We start from the raw sequence: 12,037 nt of genomic DNA on the forward strand, positions 1-12,037 counted from the left end.
AGCAGCCCCACCGGCACGGCGGCGGCCAAAGCCCAACCTGCCGCCCCAAAGTACTCCAGGGCTACCGGAAGGGCGGACCGGAAGTCGATGAAGTCGTTGACGCCGTCCGTCATGCCGCCCAGTGCCCCTTCCAGGGGCTTAAGGAAGTCCCCCACCACCGGAGTTCCGGATAAGGACGGCGCACTGAGTTTGGACTGCGCGTCGCCGCCCCAGCGCCCGTCGGCCAGGTGGTTCAGGACATAGATCCCTGCACCCACACTGGCTGCGATGAACACCAGCAGCGAAACCATGACCGCCTGGTCCGGGCGGCGCGGACGCCAGGCACACATGGCTGCTCCGCATACGGCCGCAGCTAACCAGGTCAACCACTTGAGCCACTCAGTACTTACGCCCGCCAAAATATCCACACCTCCTATTCAACCGTGTGGACAGGCTTGACGCGGAATGAACGCCTGCCGTGCACGGTTGTAGCCGGGGCAAGCAGACCTCCGAAAGGAACCATGAGCACCATTCCAGCCGCAAAGGTGGAGCGCTGGCAGCGCTTCCGCGACAACCGGAACAAGGCTTTGGCCACCCGCCACGGCTGGCTGACCCTCACCTCCTTCCAGTGGCTGGAGGACTCCCCCACCGCCGTCGAATTGGCGCCTGGGCTGTGGTCAACGGACGGTACGACGGCGGCACTCACCGCAGTGCCCGCGGACGGGCTGTCCCTGGTGGAGTCGGGCAAACCGGTCCATGGCGCGGTTTCCGCCGCCCTCGCCGACGAGGAGTCGCTGATGTGGGTCCAATTCGGCGGCATGGATGGGGCGCAGGTTGTGGTTGAGCTGGCTATGCGGGGAGGCAGGTACGCCCTCCGCACCCGGGACGCCGGGTCGCCCGTTTTCACCGGATTCCACGGCGTTCCCACCTACCCGTATGACCCCCGCTGGGAGGTGACCGGGAAGTTCGAACCCTACCCCGAGCCCGTGGACGTGCCCATCGCCACAGCCAACCCTCTGGTGGACGGCATCCACCGCACGGTGGGCGAGGTGGTGTTCCACCTTCCTGGCAGCAGGCACGAGTTCCGGCTGCAGGCGGAGGAGGAAAGGCTCGGTGCCCTGACCGTTACCTTCCACGATGAAACAAATGGCGATACTACCGATGACTGGCGCAAGCTCGCCCTGCCCCGGCCCCGCCCCGACGGGTCCGTGATCCTGGATTTCAACCGCTCCATCAACTACCCCAGCGCCTTCACCCCCTACGGCACCTGCCCCATGCCCGTGAAGAACAACTCGCTGGACGTACGTGTCGAGGCCGGCGAAAAGCAGCCCTATGCGCCCGCCGGAGACTAAGGCAGATCACCCGCCGGGACTAAATGATTGCTGAGACTCCCGTGACGGCCCGGCCAACGATCAACGTGTTGATTTCGAAAGAGCCCTCATAGGTGTAGATGGCCTCCGCGTCGGAGAAAATCTTGGCCATCCGGTAATCGGTAACGATGCCGTTCCCACCCAGGATCGAACGGCCCAGCGCCACCGTCTCCCGCATCCGGGCGCTGAGGTAGGACTTGGCCAGGGCCACGCGCGGCATGTCAGCGGCGCCTTCGTCCTGCAGCCTCGCCAGCCCAACCATCATGGCCATGCTCGCAACGGCGTTGCCCAGCATGGTCACCAGCTGCTGCTGGACCAGCTGGAACTGTGCCAGCGGGCGACCGAACTGGTGGCGTTCGACGGCGTACTGCCGGGCGACGTCGAACGCTGCCAACTGCTGGCCCACGGCCTGCCACGCGACCATGATGCGTGAACCCCGCAGCAGCTCATTGGTGTCCTCGAAGCTATTGATCGAAACACAGCGGTCCGCTTCCGCCACCTTGACGTTGTCAAGAACAATGTCGGCGTTCTGGACTGTCCGCAGCGCAATCTTGTTTTCGATCCGGGACCGGCTGACCCCAGGCAGGGTGGCGTCTACGATGAAGCCGCGTACTGACCTGTCCGCCTCGTCCCGGGCCCACACCAGCATGTAGTCGCAGAACGTCCCGTTGCCGATCCACCGCTTGGCGCCGTTCAGCACCCAGGCGTCCCCGCCGTCGTCGGGCTGTCCGGTGGTGGATGAGATCCTCCGTGCCCGGGTCTCCATGCCTCCGGCGACGTCGGAGCCGTGGTCCGGTTCGGTCAGGGCGAAGGCGCCGGTGATCCGCAGGTTGGAGGCGTCTTCAAGCAGCCGTTGCCTCTGGTCCGCGGTGCCGAAGGCGTACAGGGACTCAACAAAAAGGTCGTGGTGGACCAGGAAGAAGGTGGCGATCGAGGTGTCCACGCGCGTCATCTCGGCAATCACCAGTCCGGCGAACAGGTGGCTGTAGCCGCGCTGCGCCGGCGTGCTGAGCTGCAGGGCTGCCAGTTTGGGCAGGATGTGCGCCGGAAACTCGGCCGTGTTCCACCACTCCCCCGCATACGGGGCGATCTCCCTTGCCAGGAACTCGCGCAGCTCGGCCAGTTTCTCCCGTTCGGCCTGGTCAAGCAGCGCTTCGACGTCGAAGAAGTCGGCCGAGGGCAAGCCGGATATGGTTGCAGCGGCTTCACGGGCGGTGTTTGTCATTTCGGCCCCATGCGGATGGCGCCGTCAAGGCGGATGGTCTCGCCGTTGAGCATGGCGTTGTCCACGATGTGCGCCACCAGGTTGGCGTATTCGTCGGGCTTGCCCAGTCTCGAGGGGTGCGGCACCTGGGCACCCAGGGAATCCTGTGCTTCCTGCGGCAACCCCGCCATCATGGGTGTTTCAAAGATTCCCGGGGCGATGGCTACCACGCGCACCAGCGAGCGCGCGAGCTCCCGGGCGAGGGGCAGGGTCATGGCCGCCACCGCGCCCTTGGAAGCAGCGTAGGCAGGCTGGCCAATCTGTCCCTCAAAAGCAGCCACGGAGGCGGTGTTGATGATGACACCCCGTTCGGGACCACCCAGGTTCGTGGTGGCCGGCTCGGTAGCCACCATTGCCGCTGCCGCCAGGCGCAGTACATTGAAGGTCCCCACGAGGTTGACCTGGACGACCCGGTTGAACGCCTCCAGCGGAAGCACCCCCTCCCGGCCGAGCACCTTCCCCGGGGTGGCGATGCCTGCGCAGTTCACCAGAATCCGCAATGGTCCGAGGGCTGTTGCGGCGTCGACGGCAGCCCGTACGTCCGCTTCACTCGTTACGTCCGCAGGCACGAAGACGGCTGATTTTCGAAGGCTCCCTGCTCGTTTCCCGGCTGGGCCGCTGGCGCCTCCGCTGTCCTCTCTCCCACTATTGGGCGCGATGTCCAGCGCGTTCAGCTCCTCCGCGAAGGCCGCACCCGCAGAGGAGGGAAGGTCAACAAGCACCACTGTTGCTCCGTCGTCGAACAGCCTGCGGGCAGTGGCGGCCCCCAGGCCTGAGGCACCTCCGGTAACCAACGCAACGCTGCCTGTGACGTCCATACATCCTCCTTGATGCGTGACTGCTTCGGCAGGAAACCGCGAAGCATTAGTTAGTGCATGTTAACTGAAACTACTGCGGGTCCGCACTATCGGCCCTCCGCCCGTATTCCGCGGTGCCCGGTTAGGGTGGAAGCCATGACTTCCGCGGATGCTTCCCCTCCCGTTGACTGGGCGGAACGGGCCAACGAGGCCGCACGGTCAGTGACGGAACTGTTCGGCAGGAAGCTGTTCTTCCTGCCCGGCACGCATCTGGGCGCGGTGGCTTGGCCTGTCCCAGCCTGGCGGGACGGCCTGAAACGCAAACTGCTCCATCCTTGGCATTACTGGTGGCAGGCCCACTATGCCGACTGCCTCGTGGATGCCGGCCGGCGTGAACTGCGTAAGGGCTCTGCGCCGGCAGCAGGATTCTACGGTGCCGGCACGCCCAGCGCCGGGCGCCTCGCTTCGCGGCTGGTGACCGGAATCTGGTTGCGCAACGCCTTTACGTTCGTGAACAACTACTACGACGACATGGCCTGGCTCGCCCTCGCCGCCCTCCGGCTCGACCAGCTGGCGGAGGAGACCTGCACGGCGGGCCGCCGCGGGAACGCCGGTCTCCGCAAAGCCCTCACCCTGCAGTTCGACGCGGCATGCACGAATGACCTGGGCGGGGGTGCTTTCTGGAGCAAAAAACGGGACTTCAAGAACACCCCCGCCACTGCACCCATCGCGCTCTACTACGCCCGCACCGGCCAGCGCGGAAAGGCGCAGTCGCTGCTGGACTGGCTGGACGCCACCCTCTTTGATCCGGACCAGGGCCTTTACCTGGACGGTGCCCGGCTGGATCCGGAAGGGAACGTGGTGATCGACAGGGCGGTCTACACCTACAACCAGGGTCCGGTCCTGGCTGCGCAGCTTGAGCTGGGCGGACGTGCGAACCTCGCCAGGGCGGCCGAAGTAGTGGAGGGGTCAGCACGGCTGCTGACGGTTCCGGTGCAGCATGACCCGGCAGCCACAGCCACCTCCGGTGCCCCCGGGAAAGCGCTGCGCTGCGAGGGAACGGGCGACGGCGGTCTCTTCACCGGGATCCTGTGCCGTTACCTTGGCCTCGCCGCCGTCGATGCCCGGCTTCCCGAGCGGACCAGGGCTACCGCCGCCCGGCTGGTGTTCGATACGGCAGGGGCGTTTTGGGAGGGGAAGCGGCCTGCTGCCCCAGGCGAAGAAGCCGGCAGCACGGGGCGGCCCGGAAGGTATGTTTTCTCGATGCACGCCGCCGTCCCCGCGGGCGTCACCTATCCGCCCGGGGCCATCGTCGAATTCTCCACGCAGCTGCAGGCCTGGATGGCTTTCGAGGCCGCCGCTTCGATCACCATGGCCGACTGATTACTGTGACGCTCCCGGTGGGCGCTTCTTCTGGGGGTACGGCGCCTCCCCACGGGCCAGCATCTCCACGAATCCGGCAATCTTCCGTTCCCGGGTGGAGGCCTGCTTTACCGAATTGGTCCGGTATATCAGGGCGAAGCGGTTGGTCCTGGTGAGGACGTCGAACATGGCCTGGGCGGCGGGAACTGCGGCTATCGCCGCTGCCAGGTCCGCCGGAACTTCGGCCGTTGCCTGTCCGTCATAGGCTTTGTCCCAGCGGCCATCTTCCTTGGCCGCGTTCACGGCCGCCCACCCGGCGTCGGTCATCCGGCCGTCGGCCTCCAGGCGGGCCACGTACGTGACGTTCCTTGCCGACCAGGGGCTTTTGGCTCCCCGGGGCGTCATGCGTTGGAAGGAACTTTCCGCGTCCCGGCGCCTGGCCTGGCCGTCGATCCAGCCGAAGCAGAGAGCCTCGTCCAGGGCCGCAGCATAGTCCAGCTCGGTGACCTTTCCGCCCTTCTTATGCAGTACCAGCCAGACGCCGGGGCTGGTTGCGTGGTTTTCCTTGAGCCAGCTACGCCAGGCGGGGGCGTCGGGCACCAGCAGCTCCTCAAGTTCAACAGCCATGGCCCTATTCTGCTCCTGCAGACCGCCAGCACAAGCGCGAACGACACGCGGCGGACCACGTGGCAGGATGGCACCAAAGTCCCGTTGGCTATCCGAAGGAGAAGTCATGCTGCGTGTCCGCCCGCTTCATTTCACCGCCCGGATCGAAGCCTGGGCGGAGCTGCTGACCGCCCTGGGCCTGGCCCGCACCGGGAATTCGCCCGGGTGGCAGGTCTTCGATGCCGGTTCGGGCCGCCTTGCCCTCCATGGCGTACCGGAAGGAGCAGCTGAGGACGGAAGGACAGTGCTGGCAGTGGAGGTGGGCGATGTGGCTGAATTCGCCCGCCGCACCAACCTCTCGGCACAGGATGACGGAACCACACCCGCGGAAATAATCACTGCAGACCACGGTGAAGCCTGCAGGATCACGGGGCCGGACGGTTTCAGTTTCCTGGCTGACCAAGCTGACTCCGGCGCTGCCGCGGCGGGGGGCGCTGACCCGGCCCTCGCCGTCGTCGGGGTTTGGTGGACGGAGGATCCCGCCGCCGCTTCCCAGACCCTGCGGCACATCGGGGCCCGCCCCCGTCCCGTGCCGGACAATGACGAGACCGCCGACTTCACCGCGAAGAACGGCGGCGTGCTTCTGGTGCGTCCGGCGTCCGGAGCTCCACGCTCGGGGCTCGGCTTTGAGTACGACGGCGGCCTGGAACCGTTGCAGGAACGCCTCGCCGCCGCCGGGCTCGAGGCCAGCATTACCGAGGAGGCCTTTGGCAGGACGCTCCACGTGCCCAACCCGGACGCCGGGCCCGCCACGCCCCGCGTGCCAGCCACCGTATGGATCTCCGAGCATCGTCCCATGGGGTAGAACTTAACCATGAACGTGCGCACTCCTGACCCGAATCCCGGCTGGCTTTCCGAAGAAGACCTCTTTGAGGCGCGCGGGCGGCTGCCCATGGTTTACGTCGAGGCAGTGCCTGTCCGGCTGGATCCGCTGGGCTTCGTCAATGAGGTCGGAACCCTTCTCCAGGCTGACGAGGACGGCACCATGGTCCGGTCACTTGTATCGGGCCGCGTCATCTACCGGGAGACCATCCGTGCGGCCCTTCTCCGGCACATGGAGAAGGACCTCGGCCCGCTGGCGTTCCCTCAACTGCCCATCAGCCCGGTCCCCTTCACCGTGGCCGAGTACTTCCCCGCACCGTCCCAGACCGGCTTCACCGATGAACGCCAACACGCCGTCTCGCTGGCCTACGTGATCCCCGTGACCGGCGAATGCGAGCCCCGCCAGGACGCCCTCGAACTGACCTGGATGACCCCGGAGGAAGTGCTCAGTCCCGGCGTCCAGATGGAGTTCAGCGGCGGGCGTGGTGGGCTGATCCGCCAGGCGTTGGCCTTCGCGGGCGTGGGGTACTGACACCCTCGGCCGCACCCGGCGTCCCCGACTTCCGGAACCCGCCTTTGTAGACTGTAGGGCGGACCGCAAGAGAACTTAAGGACTCCCATGACCGAAACACCAGCCGCCCGGCACCATCGTGAACAGCAGGCTGGAGCCCTGGCCACCGGCGACCACATCCTCCTGCCCGGCGGTGAACGGACGGCGGAGATCCATCAGGTGGAGCTGGAACCGGATGATTTCGGCGCGCCCGCCCTGGTACTCGCAAGTTTGGCCGGCGGCGGGACGTTGCGCATCGCCGTTGGCACCACCGTGACGGTAACGGAGGAAGAGGCCGACGGCGTGACGCAGCTTCCGATGCCGGGAAAGCCTTCAGAGGAGGCCGGGCAGGGGCAGCCCGGCGGAACTTCCGCCGCAGCACCGGCCATTCCCGCCGTCGTCGTACCTCCCCTGCCCCCGGTTCCGCCGGCGGCCAGCGGCCCCAGCGAGGAGGAACTCGCCCTGATCCCTGCCGCGGAAGGTACCCCGGAATCGGTGGTGGAAGCCGCAGCGGAAGCCCATCCGGACGCAATGGGAGTGCTGCTCCTGGCTGACCGCCTGGCCAAGGGCGTCAACTTCAAGTCCGGCAGCTGCCTCAAGGACCTGAGCGACCTCGCCCACGAACTCTTCATCACCCTCAAGGACGCCGACGGCTCCCTGGCGGTCGCCGACCTGCTCAACGTCCTGCCCTATGACGGCAATCCCGGCCGCTGGGCCTCGGTTGAAGCGTCCCTGGCTTTGTCCAGCTACATCTGCCGCCAGGAAGGCCAAAAGGAGCGGGCGGAGGTTTACGAACGGCTGATCCGCACCCCGGAACACCAGGAGACGGATCAGTTCAAGGCGAGGATGGCGGCAAAGGTCCGGCAGCGCTCGCTTAACGAGCCCAACCTGTATGACAAGGAAATCTTCAGGTCCATCGACAACTCGAACCACGACGCCGAGCGGGAATGGCGGCTCCTGCGGCTCGAATCCCTGCTGTTCCTCCGGGCCCATGGGGGTTCGGAAACCATAGGACCGGGCGAACTGGAACGGCGCATCAGCAACGAACTCGAGGCTGTCCGCTCCTGACTTTGGCCTCCGTGGCACCCTCGTCACTGGCGCGGACTGGCTGAAGTAATTGCCCCTACCCGGCGCCCGGTTGGAGTTGTACATTCGGGGCTATGACTAACAATCTGAGCGTGGTAATCAATGCTGACGCGCCGCAGGTTTGGACCATGCTGCGCGAACCGTCCAAAGTTGCCGAATGGCACGGCTGGCAAGCCGAGGACCTGGACGACGAGATCAAGGAAATCTACTTCTCCCCGGACGTGGAGGAATCACCGGACCACACCAGCCTGACACTCCACGGCGGGGATGTCTTCGAGCTCAGGCCAGTTCCGCAGGGGACCCTGGTGAGCGTGACGCGGGCCGCTGTGGACCACAACTCCGAGTGGGCGGCATGGGACGAGGACATCACGCAGGGCTGGCTCACGTTCCTGCAGCAGCTCCGCTTCGCCCTGGAACGCCACCCGCACGGCAAACGCCATACCTTGTTCCTGCAAGTGCCGGGCGGACCGGGTTCCGCGATCGAAAAACTCGGCCTGTCCGAGCTCCCGGCGCGTGGTGACAACTACCAGCTGACCCTGGCCACCGGCGAGGAAATCTCCGGGAAGGTCTGGTACCGGACCAACCATCAGGTGGGACTGACAGTCCACAGTTACGCTGACCATAATGACGGCCTCCTGGTGGTCGCCGATCAACTCGCCGTCGAGGACGTCCGGCCCGACGGCGGGTCCCTGGTGGTCATCTCGACGTACGGCCTGGGTGCTGCCAGGCTTGATTCGATCCGCACCTCCTGGGACTCTTGGCGGGCTGAGAACTACCCCACATCCGAACCAGTGAGCTGAGGGACCCCCGCGATTGCTGGCACACTGGTACGGTGCCAGCCAACCCTGCTTCTGTTCCTACCCCTTCGGCCGCTGCGACCGACCCGCGTCCCGGGCCTGCGATCCCTGGCGTCGCAGCCCGGCAGTCTGAGTTCGGCTTCCGGGTGGGCACCCGCCTTGCCGCAACCTGTCCGCCGTCGACTGCCCAGGTCGCATCCAACGGCGGCCAGTTCCTGGGGCGCACCGGGACCATCACCACACCCCATGGTGAGATCCAGACTCCTGCGTTTATCGCCGTCGGCACCAAAGCCACCGTCAAGGCCGTGCTGCCGGAGTCCATGTCAGGCTTGGGGGCCCAGGCTTTGCTGGCCAACGCCTACCACCTGTACCTCCAGCCGGGCGCGGACATCCTGGACGAGGCGGGCGGCCTTGGCGCGTTCATGAACTGGCCGGGGCCCACCTTCACCGACTCCGGTGGATTCCAGGTGATGAGCCTGGGCTCGGGGTTCAAGAAGGTCATCGACATGAAGTCCGTTGACGCGTCCGGGCCGGACGACGCCGTGGCCCCTGGCAAGGAGCGCCTCGCCCACATCGACGACGACGGCGTCTGGTTCAAATCCCACCTGAACGGTGACAGGCACCGATTCTCCCCCCAAATTTCAATGCAGGTCCAGCACCAGATCGGCGCGGACATCATGTTCGCCTTTGATGAGCTGACCACGTTGCAGAACTCCCGCGGCTACCAGGAGGAATCCCTGGAGCGGACCCGGCTGTGGGCACTTCGCTGCATCGAGGAGCACTTCCGCCTCACCTCATCACGGGTGGGCAAGCCGTACCAGGCGCTGTTCGGCGTCATCCAGGGCGCGCAGTACGAGGACCTGCGGCGGAAGGCGTGCCGGGACCTCGGCGCCATGCCGTTCGACGGGTTCGGCATCGGCGGGGCGCTGGAGAAGGAGAACCTGGGAACCATCGTGCGGTGGTGCAACGAGGAACTGCCGGAGGACAAACCCCGCCACCTGCTGGGTATTTCCGAGCCGGATGACATCTTCACCGCCATCGAGAACGGGGCCGACACCTTCGACTGCGTCTCCCCCACCCGGGTGGCGCGGAACTCGGCGTTCTACACACCCCAGGGCCGGTTCAACCTTTCGGGCGCCAAGTACAAGCGCGACTTCGGTCCGCTTCAGGACGGCTGCGACTGCTACACGTGCAATCACTACTCGCGTGCATACATCCACCACCTGTTCAAGGCCAAGGAAATGCTGTCCGCCACTCTGATCTCCATCCACAACGAGCGCTTTGTGGTGAAGATGGTGGACGATGCCCGCCTGGCCATCGAATCCGGCACTTTCTTCGACTTCAAAGCCGAAACGCTGGGCCAGTACTACTCCTGAGCCGGCACTCCGCAGTCGGAATCGCCGGGAAGGTGCCGGAACGCCGGAGTCTTCGGGCGGCCGGGCACCGTTCAGGCTCCTGGAGGTTCACGCGCCCGGGTTGCCGGAAGAAACGCACGACGGCGGGTGGCATCTACACCGTGCCGTTCGCGGAGGCGGCAGGAACGCCGTAGCTCGGCTCGCGCTTCTTGACCCACCCGATCACCAGCGACGTTACCGGCACGAAGATGAACTCCACCAGGGTCTTATAGACGAAGCCCACCACCAGGTAGTTCACGAAGGTTCCGAAGTCGGAGATGCCAATGACTGACGCTGCGATGCTGCAGAAGATAAGGGTGTCCACGAACTCGCCGGCGCCCGACGATCCCATGAGGCGAGCCCAAAGGGACTTCTCACCCGAGCGGGCCTTCATCTTGACCAGGATCCACGAGTTGATGGTCTGCCCTGCAAGGAACGCGAGTAGTGAAGCAAGCACAGTCTGCGGTACCGGGCCCAATGCGCCTTCCAGGGCGGCCTGCTTGGACGTTCCGAACTCGTCCTCGAAACCGGGCAGGGCAATGATCACCCAGTAGCAGAGGACGCGAAGACGGACAGCGCAAAGGTGGTGAAGATGGCTTTGCGGGCAACCTTGAAGCCGTAGACCTCGCTGATGACGTCGCCAAGGATGTATGCCAGTGGAAAGAGGAAGAAGCCGCCGTCTGTAATGATCGGTCCGATGGCTACGCCTTTGGACGCACCAATGTTGGACAGGATGAGCACCACTGCCATGGACGCCAGCATGATCCCGAAGTAGGGGGAACCGATCGAGGCGAACCGGGCTGCGCTGCCTGGCGGGGTTGTTTCGGGCAGGGCGTTGTGGCCTGAGGCTGAGGGCATGGGGAGTCCGTTCATAGTGGTTCGCTCGGCGTCCGGAGTCGGGAGGGGCCGCCGGCTGTATTAGCACTGTCCGCCCAATTGTCCCATCCAACGTCCCAGAACCTGCCCAACAAGGATCAGAACAGGTTCAATTCGTGCGATACTTTTTGAACATGTTCAAAAATGCGAGGAGCGGCAGGTGACCAAGAGCGAGCAGACCCGCCAGCTGGTGGCGGACGTCGCCCTGAGGATGTTCCGCGAGATCGGCTTCGCGAAGACCACCATGCGGGCCATCGCTGCGGAGGCCGGCATATCGGTGGGCAACGCCTACTACTACTTCGCATCAAAGGACGATCTTGTCCATGAGCTGTATCTCCGGGTACAGGCGGAGCATGCGGTAAAGGCTGCCGAAGCGCTTGACGATGCTGCTGACCTTACGAGCCGGCTCAAGGCCACCCTCCATACCGGCCTGGACGTTATGGCTCCCTACCACCGCTTTGGCGCCGACTTCGTAGCTACCGCCATCCGTCCCACATCTCCGGTGAACCCCTTCGCAGCCGGCTCGACGGCTGCGCGCGAGGCTTCCCTGGACATCTTCCGCAGGGCCGCGGAGGGCGCGAAACCTCAGGCCCCGAAAAGGCTCAGGGCCGATCTTCCGGAACTGCTGTGGCTTTGCTACATGGGTGTCACCCTCTTCTGGGTTTACGACACCTCGGAAGGGCAGCAGCGGACCAGGCGGCTGGTGGACGGAGCCGTCCCACTGATCACCAAGGGACTCGCACTGGCACGGATTCCAGGGGTCAGCAGGATTTTGGACGACGTCCTCAGCTTGAGCCGCAGCATCCGTGGCTAAGTATCGAAATAACACAGGGGGAAATATGAGCAGCACCAGAACGGTGGTACTGGCCGGAGCTTCCGGATTCATCGGCGGATACTTCCGGGATCGATTTGAGCAGGATGGCTGGACCGTACGCACTATTGGCCGCGAGAGCGCCAAGAGTTCGCCGTCGGCCACGTGGGAAGACGACGACGGCACCATCGCCAGGGTGCTCGAAGGAACAGAGCTCCTGGTGAACTTTGCCGGGCGTTCGGTCTCCTGCCGCTACAACGCCC

Annotated in this window: 13 protein-coding genes and 1 pseudogene; 9 read left to right on the forward strand and 5 right to left on the reverse strand. The window is 65.2% G+C overall.

Annotation, left to right across the window (positions count from 1 at the left end):
• A partial coding sequence (locus AC5RWX_RS24545) for a hypothetical protein (RefSeq protein WP_494098894.1) occupies window positions 1–329 on the reverse strand: 329 nt, incomplete at its 3' end.
• A gap of 171 nt (window positions 330–500) precedes the next feature.
• Between AC5RWX_RS24545 and AC5RWX_RS24550 the strand changes: the two genes are divergently transcribed.
• Window positions 501–1,331: a DUF1684 domain-containing protein gene (locus AC5RWX_RS24550; RefSeq protein ID WP_494098895.1), complete on the forward strand. Its 831-nt coding sequence runs from the start codon at window positions 501–503 to the stop codon at window positions 1,329–1,331.
• 19 nt (window positions 1,332–1,350) lie between these two features.
• On the opposite strand, the gene AC5RWX_RS24555 is transcribed toward AC5RWX_RS24550, so the two are convergent.
• Together AC5RWX_RS24555 and AC5RWX_RS24560 are read right to left on the reverse strand one after the other, a co-directional pair.
• On the reverse strand, window positions 1,351–2,574 hold the full coding sequence (locus AC5RWX_RS24555) for an acyl-CoA dehydrogenase family protein (RefSeq protein ID WP_494098896.1): 1,224 nt from the start codon (window positions 2,572–2,574) through the stop codon (window positions 1,351–1,353).
• Entirely contained in the window at window positions 2,571–3,431 is an 861-nt protein-coding gene (locus AC5RWX_RS24560) for an SDR family NAD(P)-dependent oxidoreductase (protein WP_494098897.1), read from the reverse strand. Before AC5RWX_RS24560 ends, AC5RWX_RS24555 begins: the two co-directional genes overlap by 4 nt.
• Before the next feature lie 135 nt (window positions 3,432–3,566).
• On the opposite strand from AC5RWX_RS24560, the gene AC5RWX_RS24565 reads away from it, so the two are divergent.
• Window positions 3,567–4,793, forward strand: coding sequence for a glycoside hydrolase family 76 protein (locus AC5RWX_RS24565; RefSeq protein ID WP_494098898.1), 1,227 nt, complete (start codon window positions 3,567–3,569; stop codon window positions 4,791–4,793).
• Here AC5RWX_RS24565 and AC5RWX_RS24570 read toward each other — a convergent pair whose 3' ends face one another.
• Entirely contained in the window at window positions 4,794–5,399 is a 606-nt protein-coding gene (locus tag AC5RWX_RS24570) for a YdeI/OmpD-associated family protein (protein WP_494098899.1), read from the reverse strand. It abuts the gene before it with no gap.
• Between the two features lie 106 nt (window positions 5,400–5,505).
• Here AC5RWX_RS24570 and AC5RWX_RS24575 point away from each other — a divergent pair, with 106 nt between their 5' ends.
• From AC5RWX_RS24575 to tgt, 5 genes are all read left to right on the forward strand, one after another.
• The gene (locus AC5RWX_RS24575) at window positions 5,506–6,243 is read left to right on the forward strand and encodes a VOC family protein (RefSeq protein WP_494098900.1); all 738 of its coding nucleotides are present in this window, start codon (window positions 5,506–5,508) and stop codon (window positions 6,241–6,243) included.
• Between the two features lie 9 nt (window positions 6,244–6,252).
• On the forward strand, window positions 6,253–6,792 hold the full coding sequence (locus tag AC5RWX_RS24580; protein WP_494098901.1) for an NUDIX hydrolase family protein: 540 nt from the start codon (window positions 6,253–6,255) through the stop codon (window positions 6,790–6,792).
• 87 nt (window positions 6,793–6,879) lie between these two features.
• Complete coding sequence (locus AC5RWX_RS24585; protein WP_494098902.1) at window positions 6,880–7,878, forward strand: DUF6707 family protein; 999 nt, start codon at window positions 6,880–6,882, stop codon at window positions 7,876–7,878.
• Window positions 7,879–7,970: 92 nt separating this feature from the next.
• Entirely contained in the window at window positions 7,971–8,696 is a 726-nt protein-coding gene (locus AC5RWX_RS24590) for an SRPBCC family protein (protein WP_494098903.1), read from the forward strand.
• A 32-nt stretch (window positions 8,697–8,728) separates the two neighbouring features.
• Window positions 8,729–10,069, forward strand: coding sequence for a tRNA guanosine(34) transglycosylase Tgt (gene tgt / locus AC5RWX_RS24595; protein WP_494098904.1), 1,341 nt, complete (start codon window positions 8,729–8,731; stop codon window positions 10,067–10,069).
• Window positions 10,070–10,202: 133 nt separating this feature from the next.
• On the opposite strand, the pseudogene AC5RWX_RS24600 reads toward tgt, so the two are convergent.
• Window positions 10,203–10,945 (reverse strand): annotated as a pseudogene (locus AC5RWX_RS24600) (queuosine precursor transporter).
• A 178-nt stretch (window positions 10,946–11,123) separates the two neighbouring features.
• On the opposite strand from AC5RWX_RS24600, the gene AC5RWX_RS24605 reads away from it, so the two are divergent.
• Together AC5RWX_RS24605 and AC5RWX_RS24610 are read left to right on the forward strand one after the other, a co-directional pair.
• Window positions 11,124–11,777 carry a TetR/AcrR family transcriptional regulator gene (locus AC5RWX_RS24605; protein WP_494098905.1) on the forward strand — a complete coding sequence of 218 codons (654 nt, stop codon included), beginning with the start codon at window positions 11,124–11,126 and terminating at the stop codon, window positions 11,775–11,777.
• A gap of 25 nt (window positions 11,778–11,802) precedes the next feature.
• On the forward strand, window positions 11,803–12,037 hold a 235-nt coding region (locus AC5RWX_RS24610; RefSeq protein WP_494098906.1), incomplete at its 3' end, for an NAD-dependent epimerase/dehydratase family protein.

The sequence above is a fragment of the Arthrobacter sp. SPT-J7 genome (genome assembly GCF_059089965.1).